Below are 15,113 nucleotides of genomic sequence, written 5' to 3'. Positions count from 1 at the left end.
TGCGATTAGTTACGTCCGATCGTGACAATGCGATGGCCGCGATCGTCAAATCCGGGTTGATGAGGATGAATGCCGAACGTGGCCAACGATCCGATCGCATAACAGATCGCATACGTCCAGCACACGCCGCCGAATCCGACAGTGGAAATCAGCACCGTCGCAATCAGCGGACCGAAAAACGTGGTCAGGCCGGAAGCGAGATTATGCGCGGAAATCGCAGCACCCTTATGTTCCGGTGCCAACGCGGGAAACACGGCTCCCATAGGAACGAAAGCGGAAATTCCCAATCCAAGAACAACCGCATCAGCGCACATAAGCACCATATTCGCCCCGAAAAACTGCGGAATGTAATACATGCCCAGCGTGCCGATCACACAGAACCAGCAGCCAAACCAGCGCATTTGCCTCATCCAACCATACGAATCGCCCATACGACCCCAGAACACATTGCCAAAAATGGTGACCACAAACTGGAATCCCCAAATCTGACTCCATTGCGAAACCTCAAACCAAGCTCCGCCACCATTGTTGGTAGTAGCTAAGTAGAGCGGCATGATGACGGGAAAGCCATACAACGTCAGATTGCAGATCACACGCACCACCGCAGCCAATGCAATTTGGCGATTATGCACCAGAATGGTGGCTCCTCGACTAAGCTCGCGCAGCTTGTCGGCATTGCTCATGGAAGAGGTGTCAGCACCCTTGCTTTTCGGCACCAGCAGCAGGCAAATCAGCAGTCCAGCTATAGAGAACGGCAACGAAAGCCACAGCGAGTAGTACTCCCCCACCAGCGGAATGGTGAAACTCGGCAAATATGCGCCGAATACGCCAATGCCGAACGAGTAGGCGGCCCAAAACCACCCCATGGCCGACGCGAGCTTGGCGGGATCGATGGTTTGCGCCATCAACACCACGAACGAGTAAATGAACAGCGGGTAGCCAACACCTCGCAACGCATACACGCCTAGCATCAGCAGATAGACGCCGCTCGGCAGCGCCACACCGACGAACAGCAGGTGCAAAACGACCCAGGCGCTCGCGCCGATAAGCATGATGCGTTTGGCACCGAACATTTCAGCTAGCACACCGGACGCCCAGCCAGCAAGCGCAGCCATCAGCCCGTACATGGTGAACATCAGCGACGATTGTGAAGAACTGAATCCCTGGTCCACGATGTATTTGGACAAAAAAGTCAATTCAAAGCCATCGCCAGTCATGAACACCGCTATGGCGACCAAGCCGGCCAATAGCGTGCGCGGCAGACCTATCTTCATAACATGTCTCTTTTCTTGGTAGAACGTCGTTGTCACCGTCTCAACTTTTTTGTTGATAAACATATTTTCGACGCAGAAAAGTGGCAGAAAATCCTTTATGCACAGCTATTTTTGATACTTTTTTGCAATACCTGATATCTCAGACCAACACGAAACATAAGGAAAGGACTTTTATGAAGTAGTCTTGAAAAAGAAGTTGCGCAGGAAGGATCAACCAGTGAAAGCCCAATCCGCCCTATCAGTCAAAGAAGCCAATCTCAAGGCCATGACCGCGTTCATCTATACCCAAGGTTCAGCCACCAAGCAGATGTTCGAACACGAATTAGGGCTCAGCCTGCCAACCATCACGCAGAATCTGCGCGCCATGGAGGCCGACGGGCTCATCGTCAAAGGCGAGATGCAGCAATCCACCGGTGGACGCAAAGCGCAAATCTACGAATTCGCGGCACACTCCAGTGTGGCTATCGGCGTGCGAATCCAAACCACACGAATCACGGCCATCGCCATTGATCTGAACGGCAAATCCGTGGCCACCAGACAGCGCACACTCCCCTATCGCAACAACGACGCCTACTACCAGCGCATGAACGGCATCATCAACGGTTTCGCGCAGGAACTGGCGAAACAAGGCAGCACGGTGCTAGGCGTGGCCTTCTGCATGCAAGGCATCGTATCGGTAGACGGGCAGTCGATCACCTTCGGCAAAATCATGAACAACACCGGCCTGAAACTCAGCGAACTCAGCCACGGCCTCAACTATCCGTCGCTGATGATTCACGATTTCGACGCTTCTGCCATGGCGGAACTTTGGTTCGACCACAATCTGAAGGATGCCGTCTGCATCTACCTCGAACGACGCCCAGGAGGCGCGGTCATCGTGGACGGATCGCTCTACCAAGGGCCAAACCAATGCAATGGCTCAATCGAACATATGACGCTGATTCCAGGCGGAAACCCTTGCTATTGCGGGCAATTGGGATGCATGGACACCTACTGCTCGCCGGAAACGCTGATGGAGGACGGCGAAAGCCTGCCCGGCTTCTTCTCGGTGTTGGAACAAGGCGAGCAGGAGCACCGCAAACGATTCTCGCAATGGCTGGATTATGTGGCGCTGGCGGTAACGAATATTCGCTCGGTATTGGCCGGCGACGTGATTATCAGCGGTGAGGCAGCACAATATCTCGACGATGACGATATGGCCGGACTACGCGAACGCGTGGTAGAACATACGCCATTCGGCACCACGGATTTCACCCTGCGCAAGGGGATGGCGCTCGACCATCAAGACATTATCGGCGCGGCATTGCGCTTTGTGGAGCCTTACGTACGCGAATTATGCGATATGTGACCGCTTTTGCGCACATATTAATCGCATTAATCGCATCGATTGCATAACAAAAGAAGCGTGTTGCCGAACCCGTATATAAGGTTCAGCGCACGCTTCTTTGTTTTCTTCCGCCTGCTTCGCTTGCTGTATTTGTTTTCAGCGATTATTTGACGGTACTCATCTAATGATAGTTATTTGACAATCTGGCAGAATTCGATGGTTTCGCCGTTCGGTCCGTACACATTGAAGTAACGAATGCCGTGCTCCCAGAAGCTGTCGATATGCTGGATTTCGTTATCTTTGAAATTCAGTCCGAGTTTCTTCGCGTTGTCGAATGCGGCTTCGATGTCGGGAGTGTCGAATGCCCAATGATTAATGGCACCAGTAGTCAGCGGAGCCGGATCACCCTCCCATGTTTCGATGGTCAGATGGCCGTAACGCAGGAATGCGCAACGGTTTTCGCCGTTATGGAACAGTCCGGCCAATTCGAAACCAAGCTTCTTCGTATAGAATTCGATGGTTTCGTCGAGATCCTTCGCCGGCATGCCGGAATGCTGCAGATCGGTAGTGAATTCAGACATTGCTTTCGTCATAAAATTACCTCCTGATAACGATGAATACGATTGTTTTCCCTTTTGTGATTAGGATATGCGCTATGCGGCGATGTCAGCGGCGCATTTACCGTCATATTGTGACACTTTTTTGCTAATTCCAGGCTGTTCAGGACGAATAAACAACGTCAGGCACCGATTTTGACGACAGCCTTGGAAGCGGTGGCGATTTTTGCCGTCGAGGAAGTCCTGCACCTGCTCGAGTTCAAGCTCACGGCTGGATCAGACCGGCACGAGCGTCGACAGCCTCGACATAGCAAGCCAACAGATAATTTCAAAGTGTTTAGAATGAGGTTATGAAGAACCCACCTTTGCACCGCTACGCAACCCGACCAGGTCTCTACTTCACCGATGACGGTGGCGCCGACGCCATCGTCCGCTCCGAAACCGCCGATCAGGTATGGTTCTGCGTTCTTGAACCCCTCGATCAACCAAGTGCCTTTTATGCCGATGCAGTCCGTCTGTTCAACGAGCCGGGACTCACCTTCATCGACCAGGCGATGAAGCAACGCGTCTGCACCAGACGCATTCCCTCGCTCAACCTGCGTGAAACGCTGTTTCGCATGGACGGCCCCAATTATGGCTTGTGGTACGTGCATATCCCCCACGCATGGGATGGCATGCAATACGGCTACCGCGTCAACGGCCCTTGGGACCCTGACCGCGGCGTGAGCTTCAACCCCTACAAGCTGCTGCTCGACCCCTATGCCAAAGGCATCGAAGGATCAATAGACCTCAACCCCGGAGCATTCTCCTACAAATGCGAAATCGCGAACGGCAAAGTCAAAGGATCACCATTCGGACCGATGAGCACCATCGATTCCGTAGGCCATGTTCCCGTTTCCGTAGCCATAGACGACCGCGCTGCCAACAAGCATGATGGCGAACCGTCGCATCCGCATGTGCCATGGAGCAAAACCGTGATTTACGAGCTGCATGTCAAAGGCTTCACCGCCAATGCGCCATGGCTGCCCAAAGAACTTCGCGGCACCTATGCAGGATTGGCGCATCCGGCGACGCTTTCCTACCTGCAGGATCTAGGAGTCACCTCCATCGAACTGCTGCCGATCCAAGCCAAACAGTCCGAACTCTTCCTGCAGGAACGTGGACGCGTCAACTATTGGGGTTATTCGACGCTTGGCTATTTCGCACCGGAAGCCTCATATGCCACCAAACGCTCGCAGGAGGCCGGCGCCGCCGCCGTACGCCAGGAAGTCATTGACATGGTGCGCGCATTGCACGAGGCCGGTTTCGAAGTGATTATGGACGTGGTCTACAACCACACCTGCGAATCCGGACCGGAAGGACCGACCGTATGTTGGCGTGGACTTGACAATCTGTCGTACTATCGACGCACCAAAGACAAGATGAGTCGCCTGTACGATACCACCGGCTGCGGCAATACGCTTGATTTCACCAACACGCACGTCACCACGTTCGCCGTGGATTCGTTGCGCTATTGGGCCAAACGCATTGGCATCGACGGATTCCGATTCGATCTCGCGGCGACGCTTGCACGTCTCGACGGTGAATTCACCCGCTACCATCCATTCCTGTACGCTTTGCGCTCCGACATGCTGCTCGGCAATCTCAAAATGATCATGGAACCATGGGATTGCGGCCCGAACGGCTGGCGTACCGGCGAATTCGGCATTCCTTTCGCGGAATGGAACGACCGTTTCCGCGATTGCACACGCAAATTCTGGCTGACCGATGTGAATCGCGCGCGCGGCGGCGAACACGGCGAAATGACCATGCAAGACATGGCCACACGACTATGTGGATCCTCCGACCTGTTCGCCACCGACCCCGGCCGCGGTTCGACCGCCTCCGTGAACTATGTGGCCTGCCACGACGGCTTCACCACCGCCGACCTGACCATGTACAAGAGCAAACACAACGAGGCCAACGGCGAAAACAACCACGACGGAACAAACGACAACCATTCCGTCAATTTCGGCCACGAGGGCCCCAGCAGCAACCCAATCATCGTACGGCAGCGCCAGCGCGCCATCATGAACCTGCTGGGCACGCTCCTACTGTCGTTGGGCACGCCAATGCTGCTCGCCGGCGACGAATTCGGCAATTCGCAAAACGGCAACAACAACGCCTACACGCAAGACAACGACACTACATGGCTTGATTGGGATTGGCTGTACAGCACCGAGCAAACGCCGGAATTGAAGCAATTCAATCTAATGTCACGCTTGATCACATTGCGGAAATCCCTCGATTTGTACAATCATGAGGATTTCTTCACTCGCCTGAGCGAAATCGGTTTACTGAAGAAATCCGATCGCGTGCATTGGTATCTTCCGGACGGGCAGATGCCGAACGATTCGGATTGGACGAATCCTTCCGTACGCTCGTTCGCCATGCAGCTGCTCTCCCCCGACGAGCCGACCCTGCTAATTCTGATCAATGGATCTGACGAAGTTACGCGTTTCCATCTTCCGAAAGGCATTGAATGGGAGATGGTCTGGTCCTCGGCTGAGATTGTTGGAGAATATCCCGGTTTGGGAACGTCCATCGAACGGGTGTCGGAATTCGACGAGGAGTCGGAAAACAAGCCGGCAGGCAGATTGCGCAATCATCTGCACCGCATCAATATGATGTACTGGCAGACGCAAGACGATGAAGCAAATCTGCAATCCGCCGACGATGGATTGTCGGAAGACGATCCGACATTGTGGACGCTTCCGGCGTTGAGTATCAGTGCGATGAAGCAGATGCCGACCGCTTGATTCCATCAAGAGCTGCTTGAATCGCTCAAATACCAAGAAACCCCTCGGAAAACGAATTTCCGAGGGGTTTCGTATAAGCCGTAAAGCTTTAGCGCTTCGAGAACTGCGGAGCGCGACGTGCCTTGTGCAGACCGGCCTTCTTGCGTTCCACGACGCGAGCGTCGCGGGTCAGGAAGCCAGCCTTCTTCAGGGCTGCGCGGTTCGCATCACGATCAATGGCGTTCAAAGCGCGGGCAACGCCCAGACGGATTGCGCCAGCCTGGCCGGTGGTGCCGCCACCGTCAACGAGGACGATAGCGTCGAACTTGCCTTCGAGCTTGAGAAGCACGATCGGGGAGTTGACCTCACGCTGCAGCAGCTTGGCCGGGAAGTACTCTTCCAGAGTGCGACCGTTGATGGTCCACTTGCCAGTGCCCGGAACCAGACGAACACGAGCGACGGCTTCCTTGCGACGACCGGTGCCGTAGCCCGGAGCGATAGCGGAAGTACCGGTGCCAGCGCCAGCGTTGGTTTCGGTGGTGTACGAGGTGAGCTCCTCTTCGGTCTCGAGAACCGCGGAGTCGTTGGTGTTTTCAGCCATGTTTCTTATCTCCCTTCGGTTCACTTAGCCTGCTGCGAGACCTGAGCGATCTCGAAAACCTGCGGCTTCTGGCCAGCGTACGGATGCTCGGTGCCACAGATGATGTGGAGGCGATCCAGCTGGACCTTGGCCAGACGATTCTTCGGCAGCATGCCCTTGATAGCGGACTTGATGATGCGCTCAGGGTTAGTCTTGAGCAGCTTGCCGTAGCTATCGCGACGCAGGCCACCCGGACGACCGGAGTGCATGTACAGTTCCTTGCCCAACTTGTTGCCGGTCAGAGCGATCTTATCGGCGTTGAGAATGATCACGTGGTTGCCGGAATCGGCGTGCGGAGCGTAGGTCGGCTTGTTCTTGCCACGCAGCAGGATGGCTGCCTGGGAAGCGAGACGGCCGAGCACCACGTCGGTGGCGTCGATAACGTACCAGTCGTGAGTCAGATCAGCTGGCTTCGGAGTGAAAGTTTTCACGATGTACCTTTTCTATATATTGTGTTCCGGACCTTCCATCAACATCAATGCGTTGGTTAAGCGCGGAATGATGCCGTTTTCAGGTCTCATTATCCGTGGGCTCCCTGAAAGTCCTCGATGGCGAGTGGGAAAAGCGCTTTGAAGGACCCCGTAGGGAAACACAACAATCTACTAGTATATCGCCAGCCTTGACATTTGCGACACATCGCATAGCAAAATCAGCGCAAAATACCCCTTTTTGCACAGCAGCGAAAAACCGGCGATACACAAACGGACGTTCCGTTTCATATCGCCGGTTTTATATATCTAAAAGCTGCTGCCAAATGCGATCAGCCGCGCATAATCGCCGCGATCTCCTGCAGTCGAGCATTGCCGAACAACTCTTCCAGCGGCACGACATTGCCATCTCCGTCAGCCAGGGGAATACGCCAATTCGGATACTCGTTGCTGGTTCCCGGCTGGTTCTGCGTGCGCTTTTCACCGACCGCATCGACGATGGATGCTGCCATCAGCTTGCATGGCGATCCCTTAAGACCGCGGTACAGGGCGTCGACGATTTCGTTTTCGTTGGCAAGCTCGTCTTCCAGCACGTCAGCGTCAAGATAGCCTTCCTTGACAAGCATGTTCAGCATGGCGTGATGCTCGGCTTCCGCGGACTTCTGGAATTCCTCGACCGGACCGGACAACAATCCCAACTGCTCGCGAAGCTTGACATGCCCATACTCCAAGTAGCCTGCCGCCGGAGGCAAATCGTGCGTGTTGACGGAAGCCAGCGCATACGGACGCCAATCCTTCGGCGCACGGAACACACCGTCGAACTGTTCGAACCATTCCACTGCGCAACCGAGAATGCCGTGCTCGGACAGCGACTTGGACACATAAGCCGGAACCACGCCAAGATCCTCGCCCACGACCACGCCACCGGCGCGAGACGCTTCCAGCGCGAGAATGCCGAGCATGATGTCAGAATCGTAATGCACGTAGGTGCCGTCCATGGCCTTCTTGCCTTCCGGAATCCACCACAAGCGGAACAAGCCAAGAATATGGTCGATACGCACCGCGCCCGCATTGGAGAACATGCCATGCACCATGTCTCGGTACACCTTGTAACCGGTCTGATCAAGGGCGATCGGGTTCAGCGGCGGCTGACTCCAATCCTGACCCTGCTGGTTGAACATGTCTGGCGGGGCGCCGACCGTGGCACCCTTGGCGAAACGTTCAGGATTCCACCACACGTCGGAACCGGCCGGGTGCACGCCCACCGCCATGTCGGCGATGATGCCGATCTTCATGCCTGCGTCACGAGCCGCCTGCTGGGCCGCATGCAGCTGCTCGGTGGCGATCCATTCGAGCCAACGGTAGAATTCGAGCGTGTCAGGATACTGCGCGCGAAGCTGCGCGACCTCTTCGGAATCACGATTGTATTTACGCACCCAATCGTCGTCACTGCCATTGGAGGCGCCCCACTTGTCGTAGCACAGGCACCACGTGGCATAGGATTCGATCTCATCGCCCACTTCGGCGAGATACCGGTCGAACTCAGCTTGACGCTGTACAGAAAGACCTGCTTTGTAGATGATCCACAACGCCTGCATCTTGGTGCGCCACATCGTTTCACGGTCCAAAACCTGCGCATCGCCGTTGAGGGGCTCGACCTGCTCGTGCAGCGCGTCGACCTTCGCCTTGTCTTCCGGCGAAAGCGCGGCATATTCCGGCATGGATTCCGGACGAATATAGCTGAAGTTGATGAAACGGCGCGAAATCGGCAGATACGGAGACGGCTCGATCGGCGGCACCGGCTCGGCGGCATGCAGCGGGTTGATCAGCATGAAGTCGGCACCAGTCTTCTTCTTGGATTCGACGAGCAGGGCCTTCAGATCCTCATAATCGCCGATTCCCCAAGAACCGCTGGAACGGATGGAATAGAGCTGGCTCATCCAGCCCCACAGGGAGCCTTCCTTCATCTCGTCGAGCAGTTCGATCTTCTCCGGAGCACTGATAACGGTTGCAGACTCCGTCTTGCCGCCCACGGTGACCTCAAGGGTGTGATATCCCTCGGGAAGGTCTTCCGGAAGCACCAGGTACGATGTGCACACAAATCCGCCATCGACCTCGACCGCGGCACCGTTGCCGCCCTCATGCTCGATTTTGCCGGCATACGTCTCGCCATCTTCCAACGTGATGGAAGCTTCGGGAACGTCAAGCGCGCCGCCATGAACCTCTATCTTGCTTTTCTTACCGACAATGTGCAGCACGGTCGGAGGAATGATTCGGATGTTACGTTCACGCTGAATGGCGGCGATGGACTGTTCGATTGCATCATCGTTGGAAGCGTCGATTCCAAGCGCCTTGAGCACCGCCACAAGAACATCGTCTTCGATTTCGTGGTAATCACGGCTCATACCGACATAACTGGTAGCGACACCCACCAACTTTGCCAGACGAATGAGCGGACGGGCTAGACGCGTTGCATTTTCGGTCTGTTCTGTCATAAGCAACAGTCTATGCCCCAATCACACACACCACGCGCAAGAATCTCACAACATGACAACGTATGCAACTATTTTTCCGAAAGACGCTTTTCAGCAGCCCTTTTCACTTCTCCCGACGCATCCTGCGCAAGTTTTTCCAGCATCTGATCGGATGCATTCGGGTTCAACGCAACGGCCCTGCGCACCATGGAAGCGAGCACCGCCGGAGCATTCGGCTCGATCTCGGTTCCCAAGGATCCCAAAAAATCAAGGGTTCGCGAATCCATATCCGGATCCTGCGCGCCTTCGAGCCTCATCTTCCAAGATGTCCGCTTGTTGCGCAACGCGACATCGCGCACTTCGAGGGACTCATCCTTGGTGAGACGCCCCACTAGCCAATTCTTATCATTGGCATTGCCGGCAACGGCTTTGCGCACCTCAGTGGATTCGTCGGTGGACAGTTTAACGAGAATATTCGGAAACGGCATGGTTTCCGCAAGGAAAACACGATCTTCCAACGGCGTATGTGCATTGCCTGCGACAGCCTCCAGCAGTGCCGTGGCGCGCGAGAACGCAGCCTGTTCGGAACGGTCAGGCAATGGCCGGCGCGCGAATTCACTCAGTTCAGCGGCATCCGTGGAATGCCGCAAACGCTCGTAGGTCGCGGTCAGAGGCTCGAAATCCAAAGGAATCTTCTGGTCTTGCGATTGTGCGGATTCGTTCTCGGCATTGCCGTCTTGCTTGATTTCAGCATCGGTCATAGTTTCCACCTTACGCCATTGCCTTCCGGGATTCACATTTTCACCGGACGATTGGAAGTTCCCGTTTTTTGCGGAGTCACGGTTGCATTGAACGTTTCAACCACACGCGATTCGAATTGCTGCGATTGCTCCTGCGGCACGACAACCGCCAATACGATGCGATCGGTATACTGCGCGTCCGCCTGCTCACCCTGCACCGAGGCGAGAAGATTCTGAAAACTGCCCAATTGTGAGTAGTCGAGCGTTACCTGATATTCGCTACACGGCACGATTTTCGCTTTGGTCGCCGCTTTGACGGCAATGGACGCGCCCGTGGAATATGCACGGATCAGGCCACCGGAACCCAATAGGATCCCACCGAAATACCGGGTGACGGCAACCGCGCAATCCGTCATCTCGTTGGCGCGCAGCACGTCGAGAATCGGCTTGCCGGCCGTACCCGACGGCTCGCCGTCATCGCTCATACGTTCGGCCAAACGACCGTCGGAACCGCCGCACACCGCAGCATAGGCAACATGACGGGCTTTCGGATGCTGATCGCGAATCATCTGCACAAACGCGATCGCCTCATCCAAGGAATCGATATGACAGGCGTCGCCAATGAATTCCGATTTCTTCTCGACGAACGCATCATGTGCGGGCTGATCGGCGGAATCGAGTATGGTCTGCATGTCTTTCAACCTACCTAATCACGCCGACCGTCCGTACGTTTTTCTTATACCGCTTCGTACGATCGCTCACACGACGACGTTGAAATCCTCGCCCTTAAAGTAAGCAGCGACCGATTGGACCACCTGTTCGGTGATGCCCACATATGCGCCGTCGGTACGCCAGGCGGTGTGTGGGGTGAGAATGATGCCTGGAATCGAGCACAGCGGATCGTCGACAGCGAGCGGCTCATGGTCAAACACGTCAAGTGCCGCAGGAATGTCGCCGCGCTGGAGTCTGGAGAGCAACGCGCCCGGCTCGATGATTTCCGCGCGAGCCGTGTTGATGAACATGGTTTCCGGTTTCAAGGCTTCAAGGTTTTGTGCGGTGACGATGCCTTTTGTGGAGTCCAACAACGGCAGGTGGATGGACACCACGTCAGATCCGGCAATCAGTTCGTTCATGTCGTCAACCGGAGTGACGTTCAGATCGGTGAACACCCGCTCGGGAACGTGGGAGTTCCATGCGGACACGTTCATACCGAACGCTCCGGCGATACGCGCCACGGTTTGGCCGATACCTCCAAGGCCGATGATGCCAAGCTTCTTACCGTACAGTTCGTAGCCGTCGGCACCACCCCAGTTGCCTTCTTTGACTTGCCTGTCGAGCTTGCCGACCTGCCTGGCGAGTTCCATGAGCAGTGCGATGGTGTGTTCGGCTACGGCATGGTCGCCGTAGTGCACCACGTTGCATACGCGGATGCCACGTTCCTTTGCTTTGTCTAGATTGATGTAGCTGGCCACGCCGGTGCCGCCGAAAGCGTAGCATTTGGCGTTCAGACGGTCGAGGATTGAGTCGGTGCAGTGGAATCCGACCACCATGATGGCGTCGGCTTCGGCGCAACGCGCGACGATGGTGTCTTCATCGAGCGTGAAATCCCTGTACATGCGTACGCGGGCAATGTCTTTGAACAGCTCGAAGTGCTTTTCGAACGGTTCGATCATCGATTCGATGATGACAGGCATAACCACCAGCGGCAGATCGGTGCGTTCCGGCTGGGTTTCGTAGATTTCATCCATGTCTTTCACCTCACACTGTACGTTCAAGCGGTTCTTCCACGTTTTCAACCAACGGTACGAGGCATATTGTGCCACGGAAAACTATTCACCAGATGAACTTGCCCGCTCTGCGGTTATATTCCATTCCTTGACCACGTTTTGGTCGGCGCCCATGGAGTAGAGCACGTCCCAGATGCGTTGGCGCACATTCGCGTCTTGCGTTTCATCCCAACAGGTGCCGTCCGGATGGTCGCTTGCCAGCGAACACCATTGGTATTTGCCTTGCGTCTCATTGGCGCTGGGCACCCAGTCGATACGGTTGACGCGCCACGAGCCCGCCACACCTTTTTTGCCTGCGAATTGAATACGCGCGGTCACACCCTGGTTGTTTACGATGGTGTCTGCCGTATTGGCCGATTCGGTTACGGCATTGCCCAAACCGTAGATGATCCAAGTGCCGTTATAGTTCTCGATCGGCTGCGCGCAATGGCAACCGGCACCATAGATCACATCAAATGCACCCGTATCAGCTAGCTCGTGCGCTTCCTCCTGCTGCCAGGAATCGGCGTAATCCAAGTATTCCTGCACGGAATGCATGGCCATGGCCACCACGTCGGCGCCTTGTTCCCGAGCGGCCTTCGCCTTGGCCACGGCCTTGTCGATATCGGCCTGATGGTTCGGATCTCCGGATTCGCGAAGGCGATCCACACGCCAGTCGTAGTCAGGCGTCTGCGCGTTCAACGACACGGTTCCCGCAATCAGACCAAGCTTGCCGCCACCGGTAGGCGAATCGATGACCAACGGCTTATACGAATCCTCTTCGGTTTTATAGGAGCCGGTCTGGGCGATGCCATCCTGATCAAGTGTGTCCCACAAGCGCGCGATGCCGTCAGCACCTTGGTCCCAGGAATGATTCGACGCATGCGTGCAAGCGCGATACCCCACGTTTTTCGCGGCGTCGGCCACTTCCGGAGGAATATTGAAAATCGGATAGGCGGAATATGGACCGCCACGTTGTGCGATAGGTGTTTCGAACTCACATACGGCGATGTCGGAAGCTTCGATATACTTGCGCATCGGCTCGAACAGACCGGTGAAATCGAATGCGGTGCCGTCGGCGGCCGCGGTGTTGGCGCTGGCATACTGGTTCCACAATCCCTCATGGAACAGCAGATCTCCGTTGACAAGCATGGCGATGCAGTCGGTGTCGGGGCAATCCGGAGAATTGCCATGATGCTCCGCAGGCTCAGTCGCTTGCTTCTTTTCAACCGTTTTCGGCTGGCTTACCGCCGTCTCCGGCTTCACGGCAGCATCGTTCTGCTTCGGTTGAAGACTATGTACCAACAGCCAAGTTCCCGCCACAAGCACGACGGCAAGCACCGCCAATGCCGCAAACACAAGTTTGCGACGGCCGGCCGCAAGCACTTCCGGATTGGTCGCGTGTACCGCCTCTTTCCTGTATTTCATGGCACCCCTGCCTTCCTCTGGACCTTCTCAACTCATCACTTCAAGAATAACGGATATGCCCTTGCTTCTACACCCCGAAGCTGGCGATATTGTTACCGTATTTTCGACGCACCGCATCAAGCGCCGCCTCCGCGCCACGCAAACGCGCCGAATGCGTCTGCGCCTGGGCGCTGCCGCCGGAGATTTCAGCACGCTGTTCGACTTCGTTTTCTTCGAGTAGATCATCCAGCGAAGGCTGAATCACAGCTTCTTCAGCAAGTACAAGCCCACTGGCGCTCATTCCCGCCAAACGCACGGGGCGCGTAAGGGAAATGGCATGCGCAGACTCCGGAGCCATGCCCATCATGGAGAGCAGCAGATTGGCACATTGCGGGTAGAGCACGCTTGCCGCATCCGTAGGACAGCCCAGTGTGTGCCCTTTTGTTGCGTAGCTCAAATCCGGAAACCGAAGTTTGACCATGACTTTACGAGCGAGGAAACCCCTCCTGCGCAAAGACGTGGCCACGTCATCGCAACACCAGCGGAGCATGGAGCACACCTGCCGCATGTCTTGCGTATCCGCATCGAAGGTGCGTTCCGCGCCAATCGATTTTTCCTGCGTGTATGGCACGACGGGCCTATCGTCCAGGCCTCGGGCCGCCTGATACAGGCCGTGTGCGGAAAGAGCAGATCCGGTGGCCTGTTCCAGAGATTCGAGACTCATGCATGCAAGGTCGGCGACCGAGTTGACGCCCCACGCGTTCAGACGCTTTTCCAGAGAAGGTCCGATGCCGGGAATGCCACGCAATGGCATCATCTGCACGAATTGTGCATGCCGCGCCACGGGAATCATCAACATGCCGTTGGGCTTGGCATTGGTGGATGCCATTTTGGCGACCAGCTTGTTCGCCGCGATGCCGACGGAACAGGTGATGTTGTAGCGCAAGGCCACCTGTTCACGTATCCACGCCCCAATGGCACTGGGACTGCCCCACTGCAGCAACGCTCCGGAAACGTCCATATAGCATTCGTCGACCGATACCTGTTCGATGCGGTCGGTAATCCGGCTGAACACTTCCTTGAAAATGCGATGCGACATCGCGCGATAGTAGCGCATGTCGACCGGAAGGAAAATTCCGTTCGGGCATAGCTTTTGAGCCCTGGAACTTGCCATGGCCGAGTTGATGCCGTATTGCCGCGCCTCATAGCTGGCCGCAGACACCACCGAACGATTGCCCACGCCGATGATCACCGGCTTGCCGCGATATTCCGGATGCCTGGCCACCTCCAAAGATGCGTAGAAGGCGTCCATGTCGATATGCAGCACCGTGCATCCAGCCTCGTCATGACCCCAGTCACGTTTGGCTGCTGCGATTCTCGGTGCGGTACTCATGATTCCATGATAGCTGTTTTCATGTTCTGTTGAAACAAATGTTCGAATATCGCAGTTTATCTTATGAAACCGGCGTGTCGACAGTTGCGATTCCATACGGCACACATGCATACATCACGGATTTTTCCTTGATGCTCCAACGTTCTTCCATCTTTTTTTCGAGATATGGTGTTTCGCTCACAGATAGATGGTATAGTTACATGCTGTTGCGCCGCGAAAACGGTAAAACAGTGGAGTCATGCCTGAGTGGCCGATAGGGGCACCCTGCTAAGGTGTTAGTCGTTTTTAGCGGCTCGAGGGTTCGAATCCCTCTGACTCCGCAGGTAAGGG

At 55.7% G+C, this 15,113-nt stretch carries 12 protein-coding genes and 1 tRNA gene; 3 read left to right on the top strand and 10 right to left on the bottom strand.

Annotated features, from left to right (window positions below):
• Positions 1-5 precede the first annotated feature (5 nt).
• Positions 6-1,274 (bottom strand): MFS transporter, encoded by a 1,269-nt coding sequence (locus tag WMO36_RS00715; protein ID WP_302694796.1) that lies wholly within the window; start codon positions 1,272-1,274, stop codon positions 6-8.
• Positions 1,275-1,491: 217 nt separating this feature from the next.
• Between WMO36_RS00715 and WMO36_RS00710 the strand changes: the two genes are divergently transcribed.
• Complete coding sequence (locus WMO36_RS00710; RefSeq protein WP_236824288.1) at positions 1,492-2,622, top strand: ROK family transcriptional regulator; 1,131 nt, start codon at positions 1,492-1,494, stop codon at positions 2,620-2,622.
• Between the two features lie 170 nt (positions 2,623-2,792).
• On the opposite strand, the gene WMO36_RS00705 is transcribed toward WMO36_RS00710, so the two are convergent.
• Complete coding sequence (locus WMO36_RS00705) at positions 2,793-3,194, bottom strand: VOC family protein (protein ID WP_065435493.1); 402 nt, start codon at positions 3,192-3,194, stop codon at positions 2,793-2,795.
• Between the two features lie 314 nt (positions 3,195-3,508).
• Here WMO36_RS00705 and glgX point away from each other — a divergent pair, with 314 nt between their 5' ends.
• Complete coding sequence (gene glgX, locus WMO36_RS00700; RefSeq protein ID WP_099570969.1) at positions 3,509-5,956, top strand: glycogen debranching protein GlgX; 2,448 nt, start codon at positions 3,509-3,511, stop codon at positions 5,954-5,956.
• A gap of 88 nt (positions 5,957-6,044) precedes the next feature.
• Here glgX and rpsI read toward each other — a convergent pair whose 3' ends face one another.
• The 8 genes from rpsI to dinB form a co-directional block, all read right to left on the bottom strand.
• Entirely contained in the window at positions 6,045-6,536 is a 492-nt protein-coding gene (gene rpsI / locus WMO36_RS00695) for a 30S ribosomal protein S9 (protein ID WP_099570970.1), read from the bottom strand.
• A 20-nt stretch (positions 6,537-6,556) separates the two neighbouring features.
• Positions 6,557-7,006, bottom strand: coding sequence for a 50S ribosomal protein L13 (gene rplM / locus WMO36_RS00690; RefSeq protein WP_003836021.1), 450 nt, complete (start codon positions 7,004-7,006; stop codon positions 6,557-6,559).
• A gap of 329 nt (positions 7,007-7,335) precedes the next feature.
• Positions 7,336-9,498, bottom strand: coding sequence for a 4-alpha-glucanotransferase (malQ, locus tag WMO36_RS00685; RefSeq protein ID WP_294450062.1), 2,163 nt, complete (start codon positions 9,496-9,498; stop codon positions 7,336-7,338).
• A gap of 68 nt (positions 9,499-9,566) precedes the next feature.
• Positions 9,567-10,238: an AbrB family transcriptional regulator gene (locus WMO36_RS00680; protein WP_294450060.1), complete on the bottom strand. Its 672-nt coding sequence runs from the start codon at positions 10,236-10,238 to the stop codon at positions 9,567-9,569.
• 32 nt (positions 10,239-10,270) lie between these two features.
• A complete protein-coding gene (locus WMO36_RS00675; RefSeq protein ID WP_099571169.1) occupies positions 10,271-10,909 on the bottom strand; it encodes a YigZ family protein in 639 nt (212 codons plus the stop codon).
• Between the two features lie 66 nt (positions 10,910-10,975).
• The gene (locus WMO36_RS00670; RefSeq protein ID WP_144170913.1) at positions 10,976-11,965 is read right to left on the bottom strand and encodes a D-2-hydroxyacid dehydrogenase family protein; all 990 of its coding nucleotides are present in this window, start codon (positions 11,963-11,965) and stop codon (positions 10,976-10,978) included.
• A gap of 81 nt (positions 11,966-12,046) precedes the next feature.
• Positions 12,047-13,411 (bottom strand): CapA family protein, encoded by a 1,365-nt coding sequence (locus tag WMO36_RS00665; RefSeq protein WP_250778977.1) that lies wholly within the window; start codon positions 13,409-13,411, stop codon positions 12,047-12,049.
• A gap of 67 nt (positions 13,412-13,478) precedes the next feature.
• Positions 13,479-14,783 (bottom strand): DNA polymerase IV, encoded by a 1,305-nt coding sequence (gene dinB / locus WMO36_RS00660; RefSeq protein ID WP_144165124.1) that lies wholly within the window; start codon positions 14,781-14,783, stop codon positions 13,479-13,481.
• 232 nt (positions 14,784-15,015) lie between these two features.
• Here dinB and WMO36_RS00655 point away from each other — a divergent pair.
• Positions 15,016-15,103 (top strand) — tRNA-Ser (locus tag WMO36_RS00655).
• Positions 15,104-15,113 lie beyond the last annotated feature (10 nt).

The organism is Bifidobacterium hominis (assembly GCF_040095915.1).
Lineage (GTDB): Bacteria > Actinomycetota > Actinomycetes > Actinomycetales > Bifidobacteriaceae > Bifidobacterium > Bifidobacterium hominis.
This window is presented reverse-complemented; position numbering and strand designations above follow the sequence as displayed.

Excerpts from the sequence above, each read along its gene's own strand:
- WMO36_RS00670 (WP_144170913.1), bottom strand. The coding sequence starts at position 11,965 with ATGGATGAAATCTACGAAACCCAGCCGGAACGCACCGATCTGCCGCTG.
- dinB (WP_144165124.1), bottom strand. The coding sequence starts at position 14,783 with ATGAGTACCGCACCGAGAATCGCAGCAGCCAAACGTGACTGGGGTCAT.
- WMO36_RS00705 (WP_065435493.1), bottom strand. The coding sequence starts at position 3,194 with ATGACGAAAGCAATGTCTGAATTCACTACCGATCTGCAGCATTCCGGC.
- WMO36_RS00715 (WP_302694796.1), bottom strand. The coding sequence starts at position 1,274 with ATGAAGATAGGTCTGCCGCGCACGCTATTGGCCGGCTTGGTCGCCATA.
- glgX (WP_099570969.1), top strand. The coding sequence starts at position 3,509 with ATGAAGAACCCACCTTTGCACCGCTACGCAACCCGACCAGGTCTCTAC.
- rpsI (WP_099570970.1), bottom strand. The coding sequence starts at position 6,536 with ATGGCTGAAAACACCAACGACTCCGCGGTTCTCGAGACCGAAGAGGAG.
- WMO36_RS00680 (WP_294450060.1), bottom strand. The coding sequence starts at position 10,238 with ATGACCGATGCTGAAATCAAGCAAGACGGCAATGCCGAGAACGAATCC.
- WMO36_RS00665 (WP_250778977.1), bottom strand. The coding sequence starts at position 13,411 with ATGAAATACAGGAAAGAGGCGGTACACGCGACCAATCCGGAAGTGCTT.
- WMO36_RS00675 (WP_099571169.1), bottom strand. The coding sequence starts at position 10,909 with ATGCAGACCATACTCGATTCCGCCGATCAGCCCGCACATGATGCGTTC.
- malQ (WP_294450062.1), bottom strand. The coding sequence starts at position 9,498 with ATGACAGAACAGACCGAAAATGCAACGCGTCTAGCCCGTCCGCTCATT.